The sequence below is a fragment of the Gordonia westfalica genome, assembly GCF_900105725.1.
In the GTDB taxonomy this organism is placed as follows: Bacteria; Actinomycetota; Actinomycetes; order Mycobacteriales; family Mycobacteriaceae; genus Gordonia; species Gordonia westfalica.
In genome coordinates, this window is the sequence record NZ_FNLM01000034.1 from 2,482,305 (window position 1) to 2,508,131 (window position 25,827).

General features: G+C 65.1%; 18 protein-coding genes, 3 rRNA genes and 1 pseudogene. 11 read left to right on the top strand and 11 right to left on the bottom strand.

Going from position 1 to position 25,827, the window contains the following annotated elements:
- The 3 genes from BLU62_RS16715 to BLU62_RS16725 form a co-directional block, all read right to left on the bottom strand.
- Entirely contained in the window at positions 1–234 is a 234-nt protein-coding gene (locus BLU62_RS16715; protein ID WP_074850834.1) for an antitoxin, read from the bottom strand.
- A gap of 75 nt (positions 235–309) precedes the next feature.
- Positions 310–2,793 carry an HAD-IC family P-type ATPase gene (locus tag BLU62_RS16720; protein WP_074852961.1) on the bottom strand — a complete coding sequence of 828 codons (2,484 nt, stop codon included), beginning with the start codon at positions 2,791–2,793 and terminating at the stop codon, positions 310–312.
- On the bottom strand, positions 2,790–3,974 hold the full coding sequence (locus BLU62_RS16725) for an MBL fold metallo-hydrolase (protein ID WP_074852960.1): 1,185 nt from the start codon (positions 3,972–3,974) through the stop codon (positions 2,790–2,792). The genes BLU62_RS16720 and BLU62_RS16725 overlap by 4 nt, the downstream gene beginning before the upstream one ends.
- A 172-nt stretch (positions 3,975–4,146) precedes the next feature.
- Between BLU62_RS16725 and BLU62_RS16730 the strand changes: the two genes are divergently transcribed.
- From BLU62_RS16730 to BLU62_RS16745, 4 genes are all read left to right on the top strand, one after another.
- Positions 4,147–4,806, top strand: coding sequence for a TetR/AcrR family transcriptional regulator (locus BLU62_RS16730; protein ID WP_244278216.1), 660 nt, complete (start codon positions 4,147–4,149; stop codon positions 4,804–4,806).
- Positions 4,790–6,079, top strand: coding sequence for an alanine racemase (locus BLU62_RS16735; RefSeq protein WP_074850836.1), 1,290 nt, complete (start codon positions 4,790–4,792; stop codon positions 6,077–6,079). Before BLU62_RS16730 ends, BLU62_RS16735 begins: the two co-directional genes overlap by 17 nt.
- Positions 6,067–7,398 (top strand): D-arabinono-1,4-lactone oxidase, encoded by a 1,332-nt coding sequence (locus BLU62_RS16740; RefSeq protein ID WP_074850838.1) that lies wholly within the window; start codon positions 6,067–6,069, stop codon positions 7,396–7,398. Before BLU62_RS16735 ends, BLU62_RS16740 begins: the two co-directional genes overlap by 13 nt.
- A 121-nt stretch (positions 7,399–7,519) precedes the next feature.
- Complete coding sequence (locus BLU62_RS16745) at positions 7,520–8,629, top strand: XdhC family protein (protein ID WP_074850839.1); 1,110 nt, start codon at positions 7,520–7,522, stop codon at positions 8,627–8,629.
- A gap of 71 nt (positions 8,630–8,700) precedes the next feature.
- On the opposite strand, the gene BLU62_RS16750 is transcribed toward BLU62_RS16745, so the two are convergent.
- A complete protein-coding gene (locus BLU62_RS16750; RefSeq protein ID WP_074850841.1) occupies positions 8,701–9,432 on the bottom strand; it encodes an enoyl-CoA hydratase in 732 nt (243 codons plus the stop codon).
- An 87-nt stretch (positions 9,433–9,519) separates the two neighbouring features.
- Between BLU62_RS16750 and BLU62_RS16755 the strand changes: the two are divergent.
- The 5 genes and pseudogenes from BLU62_RS16755 to BLU62_RS16775 all read left to right on the top strand — a co-directional run bounded on the left by BLU62_RS16755 (position 9,520) and on the right by BLU62_RS16775 (position 13,794).
- Positions 9,520–10,646: pseudogene (locus tag BLU62_RS16755) on the top strand (NAD(P)-binding domain-containing protein).
- Positions 10,647–10,725: 79 nt separating this feature from the next.
- Positions 10,726–11,040, top strand: a complete 315-nt coding sequence (locus BLU62_RS16760; RefSeq protein ID WP_074850843.1) for a helix-turn-helix transcriptional regulator — start codon at positions 10,726–10,728, stop codon at positions 11,038–11,040.
- Positions 11,037–11,675, top strand: coding sequence for a hypothetical protein (locus BLU62_RS16765; protein ID WP_074850844.1), 639 nt, complete (start codon positions 11,037–11,039; stop codon positions 11,673–11,675). The genes BLU62_RS16760 and BLU62_RS16765 overlap by 4 nt, the downstream gene beginning before the upstream one ends.
- Positions 11,672–12,568 carry an ABC transporter ATP-binding protein gene (locus tag BLU62_RS16770; RefSeq protein WP_074850846.1) on the top strand — a complete coding sequence of 299 codons (897 nt, stop codon included), beginning with the start codon at positions 11,672–11,674 and terminating at the stop codon, positions 12,566–12,568. The genes BLU62_RS16765 and BLU62_RS16770 overlap by 4 nt, the downstream gene beginning before the upstream one ends.
- Complete coding sequence (locus BLU62_RS16775) at positions 12,565–13,794, top strand: ABC transporter permease (protein ID WP_074850848.1); 1,230 nt, start codon at positions 12,565–12,567, stop codon at positions 13,792–13,794. Before BLU62_RS16770 ends, BLU62_RS16775 begins: the two co-directional genes overlap by 4 nt.
- A 283-nt stretch (positions 13,795–14,077) precedes the next feature.
- Here the strand turns inward: BLU62_RS16775 and rrf are convergent.
- The 7 genes from rrf to BLU62_RS16810 all read right to left on the bottom strand — a co-directional run bounded on the left by rrf (position 14,078) and on the right by BLU62_RS16810 (position 24,219).
- Positions 14,078–14,194 (bottom strand): 5S ribosomal RNA (gene rrf, locus BLU62_RS16780).
- A gap of 142 nt (positions 14,195–14,336) precedes the next feature.
- Positions 14,337–17,469: ribosomal RNA gene (locus BLU62_RS16785) — 23S ribosomal RNA — on the bottom strand.
- A gap of 466 nt (positions 17,470–17,935) precedes the next feature.
- Positions 17,936–19,458 (bottom strand): 16S ribosomal RNA (locus tag BLU62_RS16790).
- The 16S, 23S and 5S rRNA genes sit together here, the layout of an rRNA operon.
- A gap of 573 nt (positions 19,459–20,031) precedes the next feature.
- Entirely contained in the window at positions 20,032–21,444 is a 1,413-nt protein-coding gene (locus BLU62_RS16795; RefSeq protein ID WP_074850850.1) for a cryptochrome/photolyase family protein, read from the bottom strand.
- Between the two features lie 14 nt (positions 21,445–21,458).
- Positions 21,459–21,827 carry an FKBP-type peptidyl-prolyl cis-trans isomerase gene (locus BLU62_RS16800; protein ID WP_074850852.1) on the bottom strand — a complete coding sequence of 123 codons (369 nt, stop codon included), beginning with the start codon at positions 21,825–21,827 and terminating at the stop codon, positions 21,459–21,461.
- Between the two features lie 70 nt (positions 21,828–21,897).
- On the bottom strand, positions 21,898–23,220 hold the full coding sequence (locus BLU62_RS16805) for a citrate synthase (protein WP_074850854.1): 1,323 nt from the start codon (positions 23,218–23,220) through the stop codon (positions 21,898–21,900).
- Between the two features lie 60 nt (positions 23,221–23,280).
- Complete coding sequence (locus BLU62_RS16810; protein WP_074850856.1) at positions 23,281–24,219, bottom strand: carbohydrate kinase family protein; 939 nt, start codon at positions 24,217–24,219, stop codon at positions 23,281–23,283.
- A gap of 58 nt (positions 24,220–24,277) precedes the next feature.
- Here BLU62_RS16810 and BLU62_RS16815 point away from each other — a divergent pair, with 58 nt between their 5' ends.
- Positions 24,278–24,946 (top strand): 5-oxoprolinase subunit B family protein, encoded by a 669-nt coding sequence (locus BLU62_RS16815; RefSeq protein ID WP_074850858.1) that lies wholly within the window; start codon positions 24,278–24,280, stop codon positions 24,944–24,946.
- Positions 24,943–25,815 (top strand): 5-oxoprolinase subunit C family protein, encoded by an 873-nt coding sequence (locus tag BLU62_RS16820; RefSeq protein ID WP_074850860.1) that lies wholly within the window; start codon positions 24,943–24,945, stop codon positions 25,813–25,815. The genes BLU62_RS16815 and BLU62_RS16820 overlap by 4 nt, the downstream gene beginning before the upstream one ends.
- Positions 25,816–25,827: the final 12 nt, after the last annotated feature.

Genomic DNA, 25,827 nt, shown 5'->3' on the forward strand with positions numbered 1-25,827 from the left:
CTACTGCTGCGGGGCGCCGGGCTCGTTTCCGGGCGCCTTGTTCTCGGGCGCCTTGTTCTCGGGCGCCTTGTTCTGGGCACCGACGGCCTTGCGGACGGCGTCCTGGGCCTTGTCGACCTGGCCGGCGTACTTGTTGCCGGTGGCCTTGTCGATGGCGTCGCCGCCCTTCTCGATCAGGTTTGGGTTCTTGCGCAGCGTGTCGCGCGCCTTGTTGACGAGTCCCTTGAGATCCATGAACGTCTCCTGTGTCGACGAGCCGGACTTCTTCCGGCCTCCCCGCCGCAGAGTTTAGCCGTCTGCACGGCGTGTTCACGCGGCTGCCACCTCGACGTCGGCGGAGTGCGTCCCGGCCGGGTTGTGGGTCGCGATCCATCGCGGCACGATCCGCGAAACCGCCTCCACGAGCACGATTCCGACGGCTGCCGAGGTGAGCGCCACCGAGTTCATCGTCCAGTTCGACGAGTCGAGGTGGAAGAGGTCCTGGGTGAACGGCCACGCGAAGATCAGCACGTAGGCGCCGGCCGACACGGCGAGCAGGATCACCTTCCACCAGTTGTAGGGCCGGGCGACCACCGCGAGGACGTAGACCGCGATCGCGATGAGCGTCATCAGCGACGCGGTGGCGGCCTGCGTCTGCGCCGGCGACAGGTCGACGGCGTCGCCGCCGACCTCCACACCCGCCCCACCCGGATTGACGATCACGTAGGTGACGAAGGTGCAGAGGCCGACGATGATGCCGTTGGGCACCGCGGTCAGCAGCACACGACGGACGAAGCCGCGTCGGGCGCGTTCGTTGTTGGGTGCCAGCGACAACACGAAGGCGGGGATGCCGATGGTGAACCACGCGGAGATCGTCACGTGGATCGGCTGGAACGGATAGCTCAGCGGGTCGGAGTCGAACAGCTTGCCCAGCACGCCGCCCACGCCCACGAACAGCGCCAGGAGCACCGCGTACACCGTCTTGGTGAGGAACAGGTTGGACACGCGTTCGATGTTGCCGATGACACGGCGGCCCTCGCCCACGACGTACGGCAGGGTGGCGAACTTGTTGTCCAGCAACACGATCTGGGCCACCGACCGGGCGGCTGAACTGCCCGAACCCATCGCGACACCGATGTCGGCGTCCTTCAGCGCGAGCACGTCGTTGACGCCGTCGCCGGTCATCGCGACCGTGTTGTCCCTCGACTGCAGGGCCTTGACCATGGCGCGTTTCTGATCGGGCCGGACACGACCGAAGGTGACGCCGTGTTCGACGACGTCGGCCAGCTCGTCGGTTTCCTCGGGCAGTTTGCGTGCGTCGACCGAGGTCTCGGCCGAGCCGAGTCCGAGCGATTCGGCGACGGCACCGACCGAGCGGGCGTTGTCGCCGGAGATCACCTTGACCGCGACGTTCTGCTGTTCGAAGTAGTCGATCGTGCCGCGGGCGTCGGGACGGACCCGCTGCTCGAGCACGACGAGCCCGACCGGGGTCACGGTGCCGGGGGCGATCGCGCCGGCGGTGGGTTCGGTGTCGACGGGGACGTCGGTGCGTGCGAGCAGCAGCACGCGCAGTCCGGTGGCGCCGATGTCGGAAGCGAGTTGTGCGGTCTCGCCGTCCGGGTCGAGCAGCACGTCGGGCGCGCCGATCAGCCAGTTGCCCGCGTCGGTGCCGGCGTCGTCGAACGACATCCCGCTCCACTTGGTGGCCGAGGTGAACGGCTTGATCGCCGACACCTTCCACGACGGCGGGGTCGGGTAAGCCTCGGCGACGGCGATCATGCTGGCGTTGGGTCGCGGGTCGTGTGCGGCCAGTGCGGCGAGAACCTCACCGGCCCGGTCCGCCGGCACGTCGCCGACCATCCGCAGTTCGGACAGGCGCATGCCGTTCTCGGTGAGCGTGCCGGTCTTGTCGGCGCACACCACGTTGACGCGGGCGAGCCCCTCGATGGCCGGGAGCTCGTTGACCAGGCACTGCCGCTGACCGAGCCGCACGACACCGACGGCGAAGGCGATCGACGTCATCAGCACCAGGCCCTCGGGCACCATCGGCACGAGAGCGGCGACCATGCCCAGGAGCGCCTGCTTGAGCCCGTTCTCGCTGATGAACAGCTGGTTGACGATGGTCAGGATGCCTGCGGGGATCAGCAGCCAGGTGATCACCCGGAGGATCTGATCGATCCCCGAGCGGAGTTCGGAGGAGACGAGGGTGAACTTCGACGCCTCGGCCGCGAGCTGCGCGGCGTACGCGTCGGCCCCGACCTTGGTCGCCCGGTAGGCGCCGCCGCCGGCGACGACGAAGCTCCCGGACATGACCTGGGCGCCGGGATCCTTGTCGATCGGATCGGCCTCACCGGTGAGCAGCGACTCGTCGACGTCGAGCGCGGTGGCCTCGATGATCTCGCCGTCGACGACGATCTGGTCGCCGGCGCCGATCTCGATGATGTCGTCGAGGACCACCTCGTCGGGCGTCACCTCGATGACCTCGCCGTCGCGCCGCACCCGGGGCCGGGTCTGCCCGACGATGGCGAGCTTGTCGAGGGTGCGCTTGGCGCGCACCTCCTGGATGATGCCGATGCCCGAGTTGGCGATGATGAGGAGACCGAACAGGCCGTTGATCAGCGATCCGGTGAACGCGACGATGGCGAACAGGATCCCGAGGATCGCGTTGATGCGTGTGAAGACGTTGGCGCGCACGATGTCCGCGACGGAACGCCCGGAGCGGTCGGGCATCGCGTTGACCTTGCCCTCGGCGACCCGCTGGGCCACCTCTGCCGCGGTCAGACCGGGCTCGAACGTCTCCGCCGTGGTGCTCACGCCGAAACCTCCCACCAACTCGGATGCGCCACACCGGTTCCGGTGCGGTGTTCGAGGTCGATCGAACCACCGGGCTGCGGCACCAGCACAGTCGGGTCGCCGTGATGTGAGGCGGCTTGCAGCCGGGCGATCGGTTCACCCCATGGGTGTCGGGCGAGATTGAAGGTGCCCCAATGGATCGGGATCAGAACCGAATCGGCTCCCGAACCCGGCGAGACCATCCGATGCACCGACAGCGCCTCCTCCGGGTCGACGTGGATGTCGGGCCACATCACGTCGTAGGCGCCGACGGCGATGAGCGTCAGGTCGAAGGGACCGAGCCGCGCGCCGACGTCGGAGAATCGCTCGGTGTGGCCCGTGTCCCCGGAGAAGAAGACGCGGTGGGTGTGCCCGGCGATCGACCAGCTCCCCCACTGCGTGAGATTGCGCGCCAGCCGGCGACCGGAGAAGTGGCGTGCCGGACCGCAGGTGAACCGCAGCTCTCCGCCACGTGTGCCGACGACGACCTCGTCCCACCAATCCGCCTGCCGGATACGGTCTTCGGCGATCCCCCAGGACATCAGATGCGCGGCGACGCCGATGGTCGTCACGAACACGGCATCCGGCTGGGTCGCCGCGATGGTGGTCACCGTGTCCATGTCGAGATGGTCGTAGTGGTCGTGGCTGATGACCACGACGTCGATCGGGGGCAGCCGGCGCGCGGACAACGGGGCCGCGTGCATGCGTGCCGGACCGACGAGCTGACTCGGCGAACACCGGCGGCTCAGGACGGGGTCGGTGATGATGCGCGCGCCGTCGATGTCGACGATCGCGGTGGCATGACCGAGCCAGGTGACCGCCAGGCCCGACGGGGAGTCGAACGTCGGGACGGTGAGCATCACCGGCCGCCGCGGCCGTCCCGGGCGGCGCGCCATGTCGGCGATCACCTGCCGATCCGGGGCGATGGAACCCTGGGGCGGTTCGGGGTTGTCGAAGACCCCGTCGCGCAGGTTCGGCGAGTTGCGCACGTGGGGCAGGATCTCCTCGCGGGTCGCGCCGAGTGCGCGGGCCGGGCCGAGACCACCGGCGGCAAGCCGTTCGGCCACCGCGTCGGCCATCATCACCCCCGCCGACGTCACCCGCCCGAGGACCCGCGAGGTCGCGTCGGGGCCGGTTTCTCCGGGGTTCGAGGTCACGTCCACACAGTAATCCGATCGGAAGATGTTCGACGCGAAGCGCGACGGCATCGGCCCGGGAGTCTCGCGGCGCCCGCGAACACGTGAGCAAGGGTAAAAGTCGTCACGACATCGACGGTGAACCGAGCAAATGCCACCAACGGCACTGATAGGCTGCGGCGAACATTGTCCATTGCACATGCGCAGGCGCATGCTGGCCAAGGGGTTGACCGTCGTGCCACGGATGTCCGTCGAACAGCGTCGAAGCGCTCTCATCGAGTCGGCCTACCGGGTGATCGCCGACCACGGCGTGGAGGGTGCCACCACCCGCCGGATCTGCGCCCACGCCGGAATGCCGCTCGCGAGTTTCCATTACGCGTTCGAGAGCCGGACGGCGCTCTTGTGCGCCGTGATGGAGCAGGCCGTCCCCGTCGACATAGAGCGGATGCTCCACACCGTGTTGCCCGCCGCCGACTACGGATCGACGCCGACCCTCGAGGCCATCCGGGACAACATGGAGCGGCAGTTCCACGCGTTCTACGACCTGCTGAAGGCCGACCCGGGCCGGATGCAGGCGACGATCGCGCTGGGCATCTACGCCCACAACCACCCGGAACTGCAGCAGGTCGGCCGGGACATGTACGAGCAGCTCTACCGGGTCGCGTCCACGGGGCTTCGGGCCGTGTCCGACCACGCGCCGGTGACCTTCAGCCGCCCGGTGGAAGAGCTCGGCCCGTTCATCATCGCGGCGACCAACTCGATCACGCTGATCTACCTGAGCACCGGCGACGACAAGGTGGTCGACTCGATCATCACCGCCGTCGCCGACCAGCTCATCACCTATGTCCTCTTCGACTGACGGTCCGGCCGGCAGATCCTCGGCGGACGGGGTCGGCGGCCTGTGGGCGGAGGATCCCGAGCGGTACTGGGCGTCGATCGACCAGGCGGTCTCCGAGGCGGGGCTCGATGCCCCGGTCCTCGCCCTCGATCGCACCGCGCTCGAACACAATGCCGCAGATCTGTTGCGCCGCTCCGCCGGTGTCCCCATCCGGGTCGCCAGCAAGTCCCTCCGGGTGCGTTCGGTGATCACCGACCTCGCCACCCGTCGCGGCTTCCACGGCGTACTCGCCTACGACCTCGCCGAGGCGCACTGGCTGGCGGCGACGACGGAGATCACCGACATCCTGGTCGGTTATCCGAGTGTGCGCCGAGAAGCACTGGCCGCGTTCGTGACCGACGAGGTGGCGACCAGCCGGGTGAGCCTGCTCGTCGACTCGGTCGAGCAGCTCGACGTCGTCGATGCCGTCGCGCCGCCCGCGTCACGACGGCCGATCCGGGTGGCCATCGACCTCGACGCGTCGTACCGGCTACTCGGCGGCCTCGTACACATCGGGGTCCGGCGTTCCCCGGCGCATTCCCGGCACGACGTCCTCGATCTCGCCCGGACCATCGTCGCGCGGAACGGATTCGATCTGGTCGGCGTGATGTCGTACGAGGCGCAGGTCGCCGGTGTCGCCGACGCCGTCCCGGGCAGGGCCGTCGTCAACCGGGCGATCGGGGTGATGCAGCGCCGGTCGATGGCCGAACTGCGCCGCCGGCGCGGGAGGATCATCGGCGAGCTGCGGCAGCTCGCCGACCTGGAGTTCGTCAACGGCGGCGGCACCGGCTCGCTCGAGGAGACCGCCCGCGACCGATCGGTCACCGACATCGCCGCGGGCAGCGGACTTTTCGGTGGTCATCTCTTCGACGGCTACCGCCGGTTCCGGCCTGCACCCGCGTTGTCGTTCGGCCTCGACGTCGTCCGGCGTCCGGCGTCCGGCATCGTCACCTGCGCCGGCGGCGGTTGGATCGCCTCCGGACCGCCCTCACCCGATCGCCTCCCGAAACCGGTGTGGCCGAGCGGATTCGGGTTCGTCGGCACCGAGGCAGCCGGCGAGGTCCAGACCCCGCTCCGGGGCGCGGCGGCCACGAGGATCGCCGTCGGCGACCGGGTGTGGTTCCGGCACACCAAGTCCGGCGAGGTCTGCGAACGGGCGCGACACGTCGCGATCATCGACCGCGACGACACCGGCCGGGCGGTGGTGGGTGAGGTCGTGCCGACCTACCGAGGCGAAGGGAAATGCTTTCTGTGAGCGGGACATCGACTGCCACCGGACACACCTGGCGCAACTGGGGCGGCACCGCGTCGTGCACACCGGGCCGGGTGGTGCGTCCCACGAGCGTGGACGCGATCGCCGGCATCGTGCGGGAGACCGCCGAGCGGGGAGGCACGGTCAAGACCGTCGGCGCCGGGCACAGCTTCTCCCCCATCGCCGTCGCCGACGACGTCCAGCTCGAGCTCTCGGGCCTGCGAGGCCTGGCCGGAGTCGACGGGCGGCGGGTGACGCTGCACGCCGGCACCCATCTGCACGAGATCCCGTCGCTGCTGGCACCTCGGGGCCTGGCGATGGCCAATCTCGGCGACGTCGACCGGCAGACCATCGCCGGGGCGACCTCCACCGGAACCCATGGAACCGGACTGGCTTTCGGGGGCATCAGCACCCAGATCGCCGGCGTCACACTCGTCGACGGCACCGGCGAGATCGTGACGGTCGGTCCCGACGATCCCGATCTGCCCGCTGTCGCACTGGGTCTCGGCGCACTGGGGGTGCTCGTCGAGATCACGCTCGACTGCGTCGACAACTTCCGGCTGCACGCCGTGGAGGGACCGTCGTCGGCAGATGACGCGGTCGCCGGATTCCTCGACCGTGTCGCCGACGCCGACCACCACGAGTTCTACATCTTCCCGCACACCAATTGCGCACTGGTCAAGACCAACACGCGCCTGAGCACCGATGCCCCGATCACCGGACCGACGCGGTTCCGCCGCTACGTCGACGACGAGTTGTTGAGCAACAAGGTCTTTCGAGTTCTGTGCGAGATCGGCGTCCGCGTGCCGCGTCTGGTCCCGGCCATCAACGCGGTGGCCGGCCGCACGCTGTCGGCACGAGAACTCACCGACACGTCGACCAAGATCTTCGTCTCCGACCGCGATGTGCGCTTCCGCGAGATGGAGTACGCGATCCCGCTCGAGTCGGTGCCCGAGGCCCTGCGTGAGATCCGGGCGATGCTCGACCGGCGCCGGTTCCGCGTCAGTTTCCCGATCGAGGTGCGCGCCGCAGCGGCCGACGACCTGATGCTCTCTACGGCCACCGGACGCCGCAGCGGTTACATCGCCGTGCACCGCTACCACCGCGACGACCCGGCCGACTCCGCCGCGTACTTCGCCGACGTCGAGTCGATCCTCACCGGCTTGGGCGGGCGCCCGCACTGGGGCAAGATGCACACCCGCGACGCCGAGTATTTGCGCAGCGTCTACCCGCGGTTCGACGAGTTCCTCGCGGTGCGCGACAGGTACGACCCGGCGCGTGTGTTCGCGAACGACTACCTGCGACGGGTTCTGGGCGACTGAGCCGGCAGGTTCCCCGCAGGTGTCGCGGATCGTGTCGCCCGCCGCCACGATCCGCGACATCGGTTTCGCCGTCACCAGGAACATCTGGCTCGGACGACGGTGATCTGGTCAACTGGAATACATGCGCGACATCCTGCCCGACCTGCTCGCCGTCCTCGGCGGCGCAGACGCGCGTCCGGTCGCTCTGTGTCGGGTCATCGCGACCTCCGGCTCCGCGCCGCGTGAGATCGGGGCGTCGATGATCGTGACCGAGGACGCCACCGTCATCGGCTCGGTGTCCGGCGGCTGCGTCGAATCCGCGCTGGTCCACACCGCGCTGCAGGTCCTGGCCGACGGGGTCGCGGTCGTCGAACAGTTCGGCATCGAGGACCCGCGTGATCCCGCGCCCGGTCTGACCTGCGGCGGTCAGATCGACGTCGCCGTCGAACGTATCGAGCCGACACCGGAACGGCTCGGTCAGCTCCAACGCCTCGCGGAGGCTCTCGCGGCCGACGAACCGATCGCCGTGGCGTCGACCCTCACTGCTCTCCCGGAGTGGTATCTCGCAACCGAGGCCTCGCGACCGCCGTGGCGGCGTCTCGACCATGATGTCGCCGACATGCTCGCAACGGGACGCAGCGGCGTCATCGGCATCGACGACTGCGAGGTCACCGACCCCGACGCCGCCACCGATGACCGGCCGCGCACCTTCGTCCAGTCGTTCGCCCCGACGGCACGCTTGATCCTGGTGGGCGCGAACGATTTCGTGCGCTCGCTGAGTTCGCTGGGCTCGATGCTCGGGATGCGCGTCACCGTCGTCGACGCCCGGCCGGTGTTCGCGACCCGGGAGCGGTTCCCCGATGCCGACGAGGTGATCGTCGGATGGCCGGATCGCTATCTCGCCGAACAGATCCGGGACCGGCAGATAGGTTCGACCACCGCGTTGTGCGTGATGACCCACGACACCAAGTTCGACGTGCCGACACTCCGCACCGCGGTGCAGTCGTCGACCTTCGGTTTCATCGGCGCTCTCGGATCACGTCGCACGGCGGCCGACCGCAACCGGCGCCTGCGCGACGAAGGTGTCGACGAGGAACAGCTCTCACGTCTGCGTTCACCGCTCGGCCTCGATCTCGGCGGGCACACACCCGCCGAGGTCGCGGTGGCCATTGCGGCGCAACTGATCGCCGAGCGGCATGGCGCACCGGCAGAGCCGCTCTACGAGGGCGCCGGCCCGATACACCGACGCTGACACCCTCGTTGCGGCCTCCCCGATGCAGCCCCCGCGGTGTGGACCCGCGGTGTGGACCCGCGGTGCGATTCTCAGTGACCCACGAACCTCGGCGGTCGCTTCTCGGTTCGTGCGGCACGACCCTCGGCCATGTCGTCGCTCTGCCAGGCGCGCACCATCGCGGCGACCCGGTCCTCGGGTGCGGTGTCTCGCGCGCCGTCGCCGTTGAGGACCAGCTTGTAGTGCTGCAGGGTGAGCGGAGCGAGGTCGGCGATGGTCGACGCCCAGTGCTGGGCGTCGGCGAGATCGCCGATGCGGTTGGCGAATCCGAGGGTGTGGGCGCGGTCGGCGTTCAGCGGGTCGCAGCCGATGAGCATGCCGCGCGCCTGTCCGGCGCCGACCAGCGACACCAGTCGGCGGATGGTCCATTCGTCCACTGCGACGCCGAGTCTGGCGGCCGGGATGGCAGCGATCGCGTCGGGCGCCATGACGCGGAGATCGGCGGCCATCGCCAGCTGGAGTCCACCGCCGATCGCAGAACCGTTGAGCGCCGCGATGACCGGCACCGGCGTCGACTCGATGCGATGCAGCGTCGACACCAGCTTGTCGAGGAAGCCCGGGTCGTACACCGGCCCGGACAGGTCGGCACCCGCGCTGAACACCGGTCCGCGTCCGGTCACCACGATGGCCCGCGCACCCGCCTCGACCGCGGCACCGAACGCGTCGGCGAGGCCGGTCAGCATCTCCTCGTTGAGCGCATTGCGCTTGTCGATGCGGTCCAGCTCGATGGTGACGACGGCGCCGTCGGTGGTGGAGTGAATCATGGGCGCCAAGCCTACCGATGACACCGTCGAGCCGAGCCATGACAGGGTGGTGAGGTGCCGAACACCGCGCCGAGCAGCGCCTCTCCGATGGACGGGTCCACCTCGGACACCGTCGACGTCGAGAACCACACGGACGTCCTGATCATCGGCGGCGGTCAGGCAGCACTGTCGGCGGCCTATTTCCTGCATCGCTTCGGCCTCGGCGACCGTTATCAGATGCTCGACCACGCCCCCGGACCCGGCGGTGCCTGGCAGTTCCGGTGGCCGACGCTGACCCTCGCCACCGCCAACCGGGTTCACGACCTGCCCGGGTGGGGCCTCGTCGAGGCACTCGGACTCGACTGCGACCACCTGCCCGCTGCCTCCGCCGTCCCGACTACTTCGGTCGCTATGAGGAGAAGTTCGGCCTCAACGTCCATCGCCCGGTGCACGTGCGGGCGGTTCGACGTGAGGGAGAGGGTTTCGGTGTCCAGCTGGCCGACGGCCGTACCCTCACCGCGAACGTCATCATCAACGCCACCGGCACCTGGGACCGGCCGTTCATCCCGCACATCCCCGGTGGCGCCGACTTCCGGGGCCGCCAGCTCCACACGCACGACTACACGACGCCGGCGGAGTTCGCCGGCAAACGCGTCCTGGTGGTGGGTGCCGGCATCTCGGCGATCCAGCTGCTCATCGAGATCGCCCGCGAGGCACCGGGCGTCGAGACCTTCTGGTGCTCGCGTCGCGAACCCGTCTTCAACACCGAACCGTTCACTCCCGAACAGGGCCGGGAGGCCGTGGCGCGGGTCGAACGTCGCGTCCGCGCCGGACTTCCCCCGACCTCCGTGGTGTCGGTGACCGGACTGGCGCTCACACCCGCGATCGCGGCCGCACAGCGCGACGGCATCCTGTCGTGGCGCCCGATGTTCACCCGCATCACCGAGACCGGCGTCTGCTGGGACTGCGGCCCGGAAGGCGGCGAGCACCTCGATCTCGACGTCATCTTCTGGAACACCGGCTTCCGCAGTTCGCTCGATCATCTGGCGCCGCTGCGACTGCGCGCACCGGGTGGCGGGATCACCATGACCGGCCGTCTGGCGACCGTCGTCGAGGCCGATCCGCGGATTCAGCTGATCGGGTACGGCCCGTCGGCATCGACGATCGGCGCCAACCGAGCCGGTCGTGAAGCCGCACGAGTTGCCGCTGACCTGCTCGGAGTCGCCTCCCGCTGACCCCCGATTCCCTCGGCGACGCAGGCGTCGCAGTTTGTGGGGATTGACAGATTGTTGTGTTTTCCCAACACTTGGTGGGGTGAGTCCAATACGCCGTGGGGAAAAGCTCCCCATCTACAACCGCATCGGCGTCCTGCGTGCGGAACGGCAGATGTCGCGGGCCGAGCTCGCAAACCTCGTCGGCATCAACGTCCAGTCCGTCGGCGCACTCGAGCGGGGCGACAACTACCCCAGCCTCGACCTCGCGTTCCGTATCTGCGACGTCTTCGACCTCCCTGTCGAAGCCGTGTTCAGCCGAACCCCGTTCGGCGCCATGTCGGCCGAGCTCTACCGGCGCGATACGCAGAAGGCCGCGAACGGCTCACCCACCAACGACACCGGAGGTGAATCATGAACGACCCGAACTCGGCGTTCCCCGAAGCGGTCAAACCCGAGCTCTGGCGCCGTTATGAGAACTGGCGGGGACGCCGGCACGAGGAGTTCAACGCCAAGCACGCCCACCGCCTGACCACCTGGCGTAACCAACGCGCATACCGGCGACTGGTGATCACACTGCTCGGCGCACTCGCGTTCATCATCGCCAGCTCCTACCTCGCCTTCCTCTCTTCGGGATGGTTCCTGCTGCCGTTCGGTGTCGGGTTGGTCTCGGTCATCACCATCCAGACGGCACTGCGTATCGTCACCGGTTCCATCGCCGACGCACCGGTCTCCGCGCTCGACGAGATCCAGCTGGCCCAACGCAATTCGGCGCGGTCCTTCGGCTTCTTCGTGCTCTATGCGGTGATGTTCATCCCCTACTTCGTCCTCGTCGCGATCAGCATGCGCGACGAGGTGCCCGGCCAGTGGGTCTACGGAAGCGCCATCCTGCTGATCTCCCTGGTTCTCACCGCGATCTGCGTGCCGAACATGCTGATCGCCTGGTGGATGGGCGATCCCGATCCGGAAGACCTCCTTGATACCACCCACCCAGCCACCACCCATCCGGCCACCGACACCGCCCCCACCGGCGGAAAGGAAGTTGAACCATGAACGCACCACTCATAGTCGACGGCCTCCACAAGCGCTACGGAGACCTCGTCGCATTGCGCGACATGACCTTTCACGTCGAGCCCGGCGAGATCTTCGGATTCGTCGGCAGCAACGGCGCCGGAAAGTCGACCACCATGCGGATCATTCTCGGAGTTCTCTCCGCCGACGCCGGTGAGGTCCGCCTCGGCGAACGCCTCATCGATCTCGACCTGCGCCGTCGCATCGGGTACATGCCCGAAGAACGCGGCCTGTACCCGAAGATGAAGGTCGGCGAACAGCTCACCTTCCTCGCGAAACTGCACGGCATGAACACCGCGGAGGCCGAGGAATCGGTGCGACGCTGGACCGATCGACTCGGCGTCGGCGCCCGGTACGACGACAACGTCGCCGACCTCAGCCTCGGCAACCAGCAACGCGTCCAGCTCGCCGCCGCGCTCGTACACGAGCCCGAGGTCCTGGTGCTCGACGAGCCGTTCTCCGGGCTCGACCCGGTCGCCGTCGATGTGATGAGTGACGTGCTCAAAGAGAAGGCCGCAGAGGGCATCCCGGTGATCTTCTCGTCCCATCAGCTCGACCTCGTCCAGCGACTGTGCGATCGCGTCGGCATCGTCACCCGCGGCGAGATGCGCGCCCTCGGCACCGTCGACGCCCTGCGCGCCCGCGACGGCATCACCCTCGAGGTCACCGGACCTCGCTCCGACGTCGCATGGGCCGACACCCTTCCCGGCGTCCGCGAGGTCGACTACGGCGAGACAACTCGCCTCCTCATCGACCCCGACATCGCCGACGACCAGCAGATCCTGTCCGCCGCACTCGACCACGGCCCGGTCCACCGCTTCACGACGTCCACCCCCTCCCTCACCGACCTGTTCCGAGAGGTGGTTTCGGCATGACCACATTGCAAGACCTACCCACCACATCGACCAGCCCCTCACCCAAGGCGTCGGCTGCACAAGCGATCCGGCTCGTCGCCGAACGCGAGATCACCACGAGGGCCAAGACCAAGTCCTTCGTCGTCAGCACCGCGCTGCTGCTCGTCGTGATCGTCGCCGGCGCCATCATCATCAACCTCCTCACCGGTGGTGAGGATGTCGAGAAGGTCGCCGTCGTCGGGCAGCCGGCCGCGGTCACCGATTCGATTGTCGCGGTCGGGGAATCGACCGGGACCACAATCGCCACCGAGTCAGTGGACACTGTCGAGCAGGCGCGTGCCCGCGTCGCCGATGGTGACGTCGCGGCGGCGCTCATACCGGGACAGACGCCGGGGTCCTACGTGATCCTGAGCAAGAACGGCGCCGATCCGACGGTCGAGGGTCCCATCCGGACCGCGGTCTCCCAGGCCGGTCTCAGCGACGCACTGGCGGCCCGTGGAGTCGACGCCGCGTCGCTCCCCGCCGTAAAGATATCGGTGACAGAACTGGACCCGGCCCGCCCCGACGAGGGCGAACGTCTCGTGATCGCCCTCGTCGGCGTGATCCTCCTGATCACCGCGATCATGATGGGCGGCACGATGGTGGCCGTCGGCGTCGTCGAGGAGAAGACCTCCCGGGTCGTCGAACTGCTCCTGGCGACGATCAAGCCGCTGCATCTGCTGTGGGGCAAGATCATCGGCATCGGCACGGTCGCCCTCGCACAGGTCGTGCTGCTCGGCGCGACGGCATTGATCGCCGGCACGGCGACCGGGATTCTCACGCTGCCCGGGGCTGCCGTCGGGATGTTCGCGGCCGTCATCGCCTGGTTCGTGCTCGGCTTCCTGTTCTTCGCATCCCTCTACGCGGCGACAGGCGCCATCGTGTCCCGCCAGGAGGAGCTCAGCTCGGCGTCGTTCCCGCTGACGGTTCTCGCCATGGCGGTGATGTACGCCGGCATCTTCGGTGCGCAGGCACTGGATTCGACGCTGATCACCACGCTCAGCTGGATTCCGCCGTTCAGTGCCGCACTGATGCCGATGCGGATCGCCAGCGGCGACGCCGACGCCCTACAGATCGTTCTCACGTTCTTGATCATGGCCGTCGTCTGCGCGCTCGCGACCTGGGTGGCAGCACGCATCTATCAGCGGTCCATTCTGCGCACCGGATCACGCATCGGGTGGCGCGAGGTTCTGAAGCTCGCGCGCTAGCACCGGATTTCGTAGAAGTAATGCGCCCATAGCGCGCACTGCTTCTACCTTCTACAGGACGTAGAGACCGGAAATGCCCCGCGACGACGAGGTCGCGGGGCATTTCTGATGTCTCAGCCGGCCGGCCGAGCCAGGCGGCACAAACCCACCGGTTTTCGGTAGATCCACCACCCGTGCAGGGGGTGGAGCTACGGAAAAACGGTGGGTTTCCTCTAACGGCGAAGCCCGGGAAATGCATTGTGACCCTACACGATTACTCGTGTAGGGCCACAATGGAAATTGTGTTCGGCGGTGTCCTACTCTCCCACACTGATTAAGGTGCAGTACCATCGGCGCTGGAGGGCTTAGCTTCCGGGTTCGGAATGGGGCCGGGCGTTTCCCCTCCGCTATGGCCGCCGTAACTCTATAAAACAACCCACAACAGGCTATTTGTTTGTTGTGTGTTGTTTCAGAAGTGTCATAGTGGATGCGATCACACGGGGGCTACGCCCCCGTGAACCCCCAAAAACATGTAGGGGTCTTGTTGTGTGAACAACAGTGTTGTTGGTAAGTCCTCGGCCGATTAGTACCAGTCACCTGAACACATTACTGTGCTTACAGTTCTGGCCTATCAACCCCATGGTCTGTAGGGGGCCTTAACCCTGCTAAGAGGGTGAGAAACCTCATCTTGGAACAGGCTTCCCGCTTAGATGCTTTCAGCGGTTATCCCTTCCGAACGTAGCTAACCAGCGGTGCCCTTGGTAGGACAACTGGCACACCAGAGGTTCGTCCGTCCCGGTCCTCTCGTACTAGGGACAGGTTTCCTCAAGTTTCTTACGCGCGCGGCGGATAGAGACCGAACTGTCTCACGACGTTCTAAACCCAGCTCGCGTGCCGCTTTAATGGGCGAACAGCCCAACCCTTGGGACCTACTCCAGCCCCAGGATGCGACGAGCCGACATCGAGGTGCCAAACCATCCCGTCGATATGGACTCTTGGGGAAGATCAGCCTGTTATCCCCGGGGTACCTTTTATCCGTTGAGCGACACCGCTTCCACTTGCCGGTGCCGGATCACTAGTCCCGACTTTCGTCCCTGCTCGACATGTACGTCTCACAGTCAAGCTCCCTTGTGCACTTACACTCAACACCTGATTGCCAACCAGGCTGAGGGAACCTTTGGGCGCCTCCGTTACATTTTGGGAGGCAACCGCCCCAGTTAAACTACCCACCAGGCACTGTCCCTGAACCCGATCAGGGTCCGAGGTTAGAAGTCCAATACGATCAGAGTGGTATTTCAACAACGACTCCATGAACACTGGCGTGCCCACTTCACAGTCTCCCACCTATCCTACACAAACCGAACCGAACACCAATACCAAGCTATAGTGAAGGTCCCGGGGTCTTTTCGTCCTGCCGCGCGTAACGAGCATCTTTACTCGTACTGCAATTTCGCCGAGTCTGTGGTTGAGACAGCAGAGAAGTCGTTACGCCATTCGTGCAGGTCGGAACTTACCCGACAAGGAATTTCGCTACCTTAGGATGGTTATAGTTACCACCGCCGTTTACTGGGGCTTAAATTCTCAGCTTCACCACCGAAGTGATTAACCGGTCCTCTTAACCTTCCAGCACCGGGCAGGCGTCAGTCCGTATACATCGTCTTACGACTTCGCACGGACCTGTGTTTTTAGTAAACAGTCGCTTCTCTCTGGTCTCTGCGACCCACACCAGCTCAAACCGTAAAGATCGTCACCAGTCTGGGTCCCCCTTCTCCCGAAGTTACGGGGGCATTTTGCCGAGTTCCTTAACCACAGTTCTCTCGATCGCCTTAGTATTCTCTACCTGACCACCTGTGTTGGTTTGGGGTACGGGCCGTGTACCAACTCACTAGAGGCTTTTCTCGGCAGCATAGGATCATGGAATTCACCACTTCGGCTACGCATCACCTCTCAGGCTGCATGTGTTCCGGATTTGCCTAGAACACGCCCTACAGGCTTACACCAGTACAACCACTGACTGGCCCCACTACCTTCCTGCGTCACCCCATCGCTTGCCTACTACCAGCCAAGGTCCCATGCATCACCCCACCCGGCACCCGAAGGTGCTCCTGGGGGATCTGGATGGTTAGTACAACTGATTCAGCATGGGCGCGGATACACGGGTACGGGAATATCAACCCGTTGTCCATCGACTACGCCTGTCGGCCTCGCCTTAGGTCCCGACTCACCCTGGGCGGATTAGCCTGGCCCAGGAACCCTTGGTCATTCGGCGGAAGAGTTTCTCACTCTTCTTTCGCTACTCATGCCTGCATTCTCACTCCCACACCCTCCACCACTAGATCACTCTGCGGCTTCCACGGATGCAGGACGCTCCCCTACCCACCCACACACCTGGTTGGATCTCCGTAGAAAACCAACGGGCTGTTGTGTGAGTGCCGCGGCTTCGGCGGTGTACTTGAGCCCCGCTACATTGTCGGCGCAGGATCACTTGACCAGTGAGCTATTACGCACTCTTTCAAGGGTGGCTGCTTCTAAGCCAACCTCCTGGTTGTCTTCGCGACCCCACATCCTTTTCCACTTAGTACACGCTTAGGGGCCTTAGCCGGCGATCTGGGCTGTTTCCCTCTCGACTACGAACCTTATCGCCCGCAGTCTCACTGCCACACTCTCACTTACCGGCATTCGGAGTTTGGCTGACGTCAGTAACCCTGTGGGGCCCATCGGCCATCCAGTAGCTCTACCTCCGGTAAGAAACATGTGACGCTGCACCTAAATGCATTTCGGGGAGAACCAGCTATCACGGAGTTTGATTGGCCTTTCACCCCTACCCACAGCTCATCCCCTCCATTTTCAACTGAAGTGGGTTCGGGCCTCCACGACGTCTTACCGTCGCTTCACCCTGGCCATGGGTAGATCACTCCGCTTCGGGTCTAGACCCGGCGACTCTTTCGCCCTATTCAGACTCGCTTTCGCTACGGCTACCCCACACGGGTTAACCTCGCCACCGAGCACTAACTCGCAGGCTCATTCTTCAAAAGGCACGCCATCACCCACAGCCACAAGGACTCACAGGCTCTGACGGATTGTAAGCGTCCGGTTTCAGGTACTATTTCACTCCCCTCCCGGGGTACTTTTCACCTTTCCCTCACGGTACTTGTCCGCTATCGGTCACCAGGAAGTATTCAGGCTTACCGGGTGGTCCCGGCAGATTCACAGCAGATTCCACGAGCCCGCTGCTACTTGGGCATCCATCACGCAAGACCATGTGTTTTCAGCTACCGGACTCTCACCGTCTACGGCAGACCATTCCAGGCCACTTCACCTAACACACGATTTTCTGACTCACGCTTCCACAGGCAGATGGAAGAAGACGAACCCCACAACACCACACACACAACCCCTACCCGGTATCACATGCGCATGGTTTAGCCTCATCCGCTTTCGCTCGCCACTACTCACGGAATCACATATTGTTTTCTCTTCCTATGGGTACTGAGATGTTTCACTTCCCACGTTCCCTCCACACCCCCTATACATTCAGAGGTGGGTAACACGACATCACTCGTGCTGGGTTTCCCCATTCGGACACCCTCGGATCACAGCTCGTTTGACAACTCCCCGAGGACTATCGCGGCCTACCACGTCCTTCATCGGCTCCTGGTACCAAGGCATCCACCGAACGCCCTTACACACTTACAACAACACCTACACCCACAGGGGCTCCGCCCCCGCGAACCCCCAAAAACCAGGGCCCACCAAGAGACACAATCCCCCACCAGTGTAGACATCACAAAAACATTTCTGCTAAATCACAGACCAACAAAAAAATGTTGATTTGAAATAAAGATGCTCGCATCCACTATGCACTTCTCAAACAACACACACCGCACACAAACCTGCATCTCCGCGTCCCATCACAGAACACCTCAACAACCCAGATCTCACATGCAGCACCGAGAAAACGCGTGTTCCCTCAGAACCCCGATAGCGTGACAATGAACCCACCGGCCTCACGACCAGGCAGCAACCCAACTGCCACCACCATGTAGCGGCAACAGTCATCGGTTCGTCTGATGTTTCACCCTCGAACACACCCGCCGTGACACATTCGGCCACAGAAGCGGGGGTCCACGGGGACCAAGCCCCCGTGCGTTGTGCTCCTTAGAAAGGAGGTGATCCAGCCGCACCTTCCGGTACGGCTACCTTGTTACGACTTCGTCCCAATCGCCGATCCCACCTTCGACAGCTCCCTCCCACAAGGGGTTAGGCCACCGGCTTCGGGTGTTACCGACTTTCATGACGTGACGGGCGGTGTGTACAAGGCCCGGGAACGTATTCACCGCAGCGTTGCTGATCTGCGATTACTAGCGACTCCGACTTCATGGGGTCGAGTTGCAGACCCCAATCCGAACTGAGACTGGCTTTAAGGGATTCGCTCCACCTCACGGTATCGCAGCCCTCTGTACCAGCCATTGTAGCATGTGTGAAGCCCTGGACATAAGGGGCATGATGACTTGACGTCATCCCCACCTTCCTCCGAGTTGACCCCGGCAGTCTCCTGCAAGTCCCCGGCATAACCCGCTGGCAATACAGGACAAGGGTTGCGCTCGTTGCGGGACTTAACCCAACATCTCACGACACGAGCTGACGACAGCCATGCACCACCTGTACACCAACCACAAGGGAACATGTATCTCTACATGCGTCTGGTGTATGTCAAACCCAGGTAAGGTTCTTCGCGTTGCATCGAATTAATCCACATGCTCCGCCGCTTGTGCGGGCCCCCGTCAATTCCTTTGAGTTTTAGCCTTGCGGCCGTACTCCCCAGGCGGGGTACTTAATGCGTTAGCTACGGCACGGAACTCGTGAAATGAGCCCCACACCTAGTACCCACCGTTTACGGCGTGGACTACCAGGGTATCTAATCCTGTTCGCTACCCACGCTTTCGCTCCTCAGCGTCAGTTACTACCCAGAGACCCGCCTTCGCCACCGGTGTTCCTCCTGATATCTGCGCATTTCACCGCTACACCAGGAATTCCAGTCTCCCCTGTAGTACTCAAGTCTGCCCGTATCGCCTGCACGCCTACAATTGAGTTGCAGAATTTCACAGACGACGCGACAAACCGCCTACGAGCTCTTTACGCCCAGTAATTCCGGACAACGCTCGCACCCTACGTATTACCGCGGCTGCTGGCACGTAGTTGGCCGGTGCTTCTTCTCCAGGTACCGTCACTCACGCTTCGTCCCTGGTGAAAGAGGTTTACAACCCGAAGGCCGTCATCCCTCACGCGGCGTCGCTGCATCAGGCTTGCGCCCATTGTGCAATATTCCCCACTGCTGCCTCCCGTAGGAGTCTGGGCCGTGTCTCAGTCCCAGTGTGGCCGATCACCCTCTCAGGTCGGCTACCCGTCGTCGCCTTGGTAGGCCATTACCCCACCAACAAGCTGATAGGCCGCGGGCCCATCCTGAACCGCAAAAGCTTTCCACCCCAGAGCATGCACTCCAAGGTCATATCCGGTATTAGACCCAGTTTCCCAGGCTTATCCCAGAGTTCAGGGCAGATCACCCACGTGTTACTCACCCGTTCGCCACTCGAGTACCCAGCAAGCTGGGCCTTTCCGTTCGACTTGCATGTGTTAAGCACGCCGCCAGCGTTCGTCCTGAGCCAGGATCAAACTCTCCATGAAAAAATAGCGAAACAAAACCAACACCCCAAAAGGCGCCGGCGTTTCAACACAATCAGGAAAGCAAAACCTGACCAATCCAAAACTAGCTGACATCACCGCAGGACGGGGCCCACGATGACATCACAAAATAAACATCTACATCCACAAAAGATGCTCGATGCCAAAATATGGCATCAGACAATTCATCATCACACTATCGAGTTCTCAAAGAACACACACCCACCAGCCACTCACCCCCACACGGGCTTTCACCAGCAGACTTGGTTCTGACCATCCAACGCCACCCCGTCTCCGGGGCAACTCTTCCAGCCTACCAGACCATCTCCGCGACCCGCAAACCCGAAGATTCTCGGTCCGAAGAGATCCAGCAACCCCGCACAACACGACCAAGACACAAAGTCTCAGACAAGAAGTTCGGGGGCGGCCCGCGAAACCCGGTCTCCACTCCCCACCTTCAGACCCTCGCAGGTCCTCCGGGGCGGCGCCGTGGCTCGCTGACTCGACATAAGTTACGCACGCTTTACCCCGAACACAAATCGGCTGGTCAGAGGCGTTTCTGAGAGGCAGATCCCATCAGGGGATCTCACCGAACCGCCGTAACGCCTCTTCGCGTTCGGTCTTGTGGTCGACGATCGGCTCCGGGTAGTCGTCGGCGTCGGTGTCCCCTACCCAGCGTCGTACGTATTCGCCCTTGGGATCGAACTTCTTGGCCTGAGCCTCCGGGTTGAACACCCGAAAGTACGGCGCCGCATCGGTTCCCGTGCCCGCTGCCCATTGCCAGCCGTGGTTGTTCGACGCCATGTCGCCGTCGACGAGCTGCTCGAGGAACCACTCCGCTCCCCACCACCACGGCAGATGCAGGTCCTTCACGAGGAACGAGGCGGTGACCATGCGGACCCGGTTGTGCATCCACCCCGTCTCGGCGAGCTGCCGCATCCCGGCGTCGACGAGCGGGAAGCCGGTGCGGCCGGCCTTCCATGCCTCGAATCGTTCGTAGGCCTTCTCGTCGGTGTCCAGAGCGATGTCGTCGAACTGTCGATTCCAGTTGTGCCACAGGCTATGTGGCCAGTGATAGAGGACATCGGCGTAGAAGTCGCGGAACGCCAGCTCGCGAAGGTAGGCCTGACCGCCCCTCGAGGCTCCGTCGCTACGCTCCTTCGCACCTCGGGGAGCAGAATCGGCTCCGTCGCTACGCTCCTTCGCACCTCGGGGAGCAGAATCGGCTCCGTCGCCACGCTCCTTCGCACCTCGGGGAGCAGGACGCGTCAGGTCTGCGGCGAGGGTGCGGGGGTGAATGTTGCCGTACTTCAGGTAGGCCGACATCCGGCTGGTCACGTCACCCGCCGGGTCGTCACGTCCGGTGTCATAGCCGGCGAGATCGTCGTCGACGAACTCGGCCCAGCGTGCCAGTGCGGCGTCCTCCCCTGCCGGGAACGACAGCTTCGTCGGGGCCTTGGGGATCTTGATCCGGCCGGACTTCTTCACCTCCGACGGATCGACAACTGCCGATCCCGGGATCGACGAGTCGGCCGGTTTGCGCCATCCGTGCTCGCTCCACCGTCGGAAGTACGGGGTGAAGACCTTGTACGGATTGCCGTCGTCCTTGGTGATCCGACCGGGTGAGACCAGATACGGCGACCCGGTGGCCTCGAGCGGGATGTCGCCGAGCGCCTCGGCGACCGCCTCGTCACGGCGTCGGCCGAACGGCGAGAAGTCCTCGGAGATGTGCACGGCCTCGGCGTCGACGGCCTGTGCCAGCCGTGGGATCTCCTCGTCGGGCCGGCCGCGAACGACGAGGAGCCTGCCGTCGAGCTTGGCGTCGAGCTCGCGAAGCGAGTCGAACAGGAACGCGAGGCGTCGCTCCCCCGACGACTTCTCCAGCCGGGGGTCCACCACAAAGCACAAAAGGACCGACGAATCGTCGGTCCCTCTGGCTGTGGCGAGTGCTGGTTGATCGCTCAGGCGCAGATCGCGCCTGAGCCACACCAGGTTGGTGGACGTCAGCCCACTCCGAGCAGGTCGATGACGAACACGAGGGTCCGTCCCGAGAGGCGGTGTCCGGCACCTGCCGGTCCGTAGGCCAGCTCCGGCGGAACCGTCAGCTGACGGCGGCCGCCGACCTTCATGCCGGGGATGCCTTCCTGCCAGCCCGGGATCAACCGGTCCAGCGGGAAGTTGGCCGACTGGCCACGATCCCACGAGGAGTCGAACTCTTCGCCGGTCTCGTAGTCGACGCCGACGTAGTGGACGTCGACGATACCGCCGCGGACGGCCTCGGCACCCTCACCGACGACGAGGTCGGCGATCGTGAGGTCGGCCGGCGGCGGACCCGCCTGGAACTCGACTTGGGGCTTCTCAGTGCTGGTCACAGGACTCTCCTTTGAGTCGGGCGGTCAGTCGTGGTTCCGGGCCGGCGGCCCGACCTGGCGGGGCGATCGCTCAGCGATCGCCCATCTGCACGTAATCACGTTCGGTGTAACCGGTGTAGAGCTGACGCGGACGGCCGATCTTGGTGGTCGGGTCCTCGTGCATCTCACGCCAGTGGGCGATCCAGCCCGGCAGGCGACCCAGCGCGAACAGCACGGTGAACATGCGCGTCGGGAAGCCCATCGCACGGTAGATGACACCCGTGTAGAAGTCCACGTTCGGGTACAGCTTGCGCTCGATGAAGTAGTCGTCGGACAGAGCGACCTCCTCGAGACCCTTCGCGATGTCGAGCAGGTCGTCCTGCACACCCAGGGTTTCGAGGATCGAGTCGGCGGTCTTCTTCACGATCGCGGCGCGCGGATCGTAGTTCTTGTAGACGCGGTGACCGAAGCCCATCAGCTTGACGCCGGCTTCCTTGTTCTTCACCCGCTTCATGAACTCCTTGGTGTCGCCACCGTCGGCGCGGATCGCGTCGAGCATCTCGAGCACCGCCTGGTTGGCACCACCGTGCAGCGGGCCCCAGAGGGCGTTGATGCCGCCGGAGATCGAGGTGAAGAGGTTGGCCTGCGACGAGCCGACGAGGCGGACCGTCGAGGTCGAACAGTTCTGCTCGTGATCGGCATGCAAGATGAACAGCATGTCGAGAGCCTTGGCGACGTCGGGGTTGACCTCATAGGGCTCGGCCGGGAAGCCGAAGGTCATCCGCAGGAAGTTCTCGACGAGGCTCAGCGAGTTGTCCGGATACAGGAACGGCTGGCCGGCCGACTTCTTGTAGGCGTAGGCGGCGATGGTCGGCAGCTTCGCCAGGAGGCGGATCGTCGACAGCTCGACCTGCTCGTCGTCCTTGGGATCGAGCGAGTCTTGGTAGTACGCCGACAGGGCGTTGACCGCGCTCGACAGCACCGGCATCGGGTGCGCGTTGCGGGGGAAGCCGTCGAAGAAGCGCTTGAGATCCTCGTGCAGCAGGGTGTGCCGCTGGATCTTGGTGGTGAAGTCCTCGAGCTGCGACGGGGTCGGGAGTTCGCCGTAGATGAGCAGGTAGCTCACCTCGATGAAGGTCGACTTCTCCGCGAGCTGGTCGATCGGGATGCCGCGGTACCGCAGGATGCCGGCGTCGCCGTCGATGTAGGTGATCGCCGACTTGGTCGACGCGGTGTTCACGAAACCACCGTCGAAGGTGGTCAGGTTTGTTTCGGCAAGCAACTTGCCGAGCGCAACCGAGTCAGTGCCCTCGGTGGCCTTCAGGATCGGGAGCTCCAGCTGTCCACCGGGGTAGGTGAAGGTCGCTGAGGCCGTGTCGGACGCCTGGTCGGCTGGGACTGTTTCAGCAGACACACGAACCCCTTATTCAGATCAGAGTTTTGACAGTGTCCGGATAGGACACACAGGTACAAACTAGTCGCTTCTCAGCTCGCCTGCCCACGGAGGGTCGGCACCGGGCCGCGAGACGGTGACCGCAGCGACGTGAGCTGCGAATACCGCGACCTCACGCCACTGATCGGGGGTCAGTGAGCGGACCGAATCCGGCGAGAGCGCCCCCAATCGGTCGAGATGATGGACGAGTCCTCCCAGGACGCTGTCCCCCGCCCCGATCGTGTCGACGACGTCGACTTTCGGCGTGGGCACGGAGACCTCGTCTTCTGCCGTGGTGACGGTGATCCCGGACGCCCCGGCAGTGGCGACGACCGCGGCGACACCGTCGTCGAGCCACTCCTTCACCGTGCTCCCGGCAGGACCCTCGCCGAGCCACGCCGCATCCTCGTCGGACAGTTTCACCACGTCGACGAACGGCATCCAGCTGCGGAAACGTCGGCGGTAGGCGTCGGCGTCGGGGATGACGACCGAGCGAATGTTCGGGTCCAGCACGACGAGTCGGCGTTCGGCGTGACAGCGCCGCATCAGGTTCTCGTAGACCGACGCACCCGGCTCCAGGACCAGCGAGAGCGTTCCGAAGGTCGCCGCGGCGACGGTCGGAGCCAGCGAACCCGGATCTGTGACAGTGCGATCCGCGGTCCCCTCCACATAGAAGGAGTACTGCGCGGAGCCGTCGTCGGCGATGGTGGCCAGCGCGAGCGAGGTCGGTTCCGGGCGGCGTTGGAGCATCGCGGTGCCGACCCCGGCGTTCCGGAGTGCGCCGACGATCGCGTCGCCGTAGTTGTCGGTGGACACCGCCGACACGAATGACACGGCACTCCCCAAGCGTCCCAATGTGATCGCGACGTTGAACGGACCACCACCGAGCGCCGGCTGCAGCGGCGCCAGCGCGGCGTCGGATGTCCGCTTCTCCTGCACGACGTCGACGAGCGCCTCGCCGCAGACGACGATCTCTCTCAATGGATCCCTTTCCTCTGTGCGTCTCAGTCTGCCATCCTCCCGGCGGTAGATTCGGAGCATGCGTGAGTTGCCGGCGGGCCCCGATGCGGTGGTGCTCGACTTCTCGGCCGACGAGTCCCCGTCGGCCGCAGTGCTCGACGCGACCGTCGCCCTACGCGATGCGGCGGACCGCGGGGAACTGCCCGATGTCACCGATCTGGTACCGAGCGCGCACACGTTGCTGGTGCAGGCCCGTCCGGGTCGCGGCATCGACGAGCTGGGTGTGCGGCGGGCGTTGCGCCGGTGGCGATCCGTCGCCGACCACAGTGCCGGGCCGGCCGACGAGATCGTGATCCCGGTCCGCTACGCCGGCGACGATCTCGCGGATGTGGCTGACGCCCTGGGCATCTCGGTCGGCGAGGTGATCGGCCTGCACTGCGGGACACGGTGGCGCGTGCAGTTCATGGGTTTCGCGCCCGGATTCGGTTACCTGGTGGCCGACGAGCCGACCCCACACCCGTTCGACGCCGTCGGCCGCCGGGCCGAGGCTCGTACCCGTGTCCCGGAAGGTGCCGTCGCGATCGCTGCCGGTTACAGCGCCGTCTACCCCAAGGCAAGCCCCGGGGGATGGCAGTTGTTGGGCCGCACCGATGTTCGCCTCTGGGATGAGAATTCCGATCCGCCGGCCCTGTTCACGACCGGACGTCTGGTGCGGTTCGTCGACGTCGGGGTGGACTCCCACGGATGACCACGCTCACGGTGCTCGCGACCGGCCCACTCGCGACCTTCCAGGACCGTGGACGCCACGGATACGCGCATCTCGGCGTGCCCACCTCAGGTGGTGCGGACCGCGGTTCGCTGATGCTGGCCAACCGTCTTGTCGGCAACGACGAATCGGCCGCCACCATCGAGGTGACCCTCGGAGGCCTGCGCGTCCGCGCCGACGGCGACGTGCTCGCAGTGGTGACGGGGGCCGATACGGCGGTGCGCCACAACGGTGTTCCGGTGGGGCTCGCGGCCGCCGTCGTATTGCACGAGGGTGACGAGCTGGCCGTCGACCCACCGTCGTGGGGGCTGCGAAACTACCTGGCCGTGCGAGGCGGATTCGACGTCGAGCCGGTTCTCGGCTCGCGGTCCACCGACACGCTGTCGGGGCTGGGACCGCCGGCGCTGACCGCGAATCTGCGGGTGCGGGTGGGCCATGCCGCCGGTGAGTGGCCGTCTGCCGAATCGGCGCCGCCGAACACCGAACATCCGCGCATCGTCGTCCTCGAGGCCCACCAGGGCCCGCGGGCCGATCTGCTGACCGCACCGAGGGCCCTGTACTCCGGGACGTGGCTGGTCAGCGCCGACAGCAATCGGGTCGGTGTGCGCATCGACCGTGCCGAGGGGTCGTCGTATCCCCTTCTGACGCATCGGGACGACGCGGGCGAAATGCGTTCGGAAGGCGTCGCTCACGGGTCGGTCCAGGTGCCACCGAGCGGTCGGCCGGTACTGTTCCTCGCCGATCACCCGGTGACCGGCGGCTATCCGGTGGCCGCGGTGTTGACCGATGCGGCGATCGATCTCGCGGCTCAGCTCGTTCCCGGCACCGAGATCCGCTTCCGGCGGCGTTGACGTCCGGGGCTG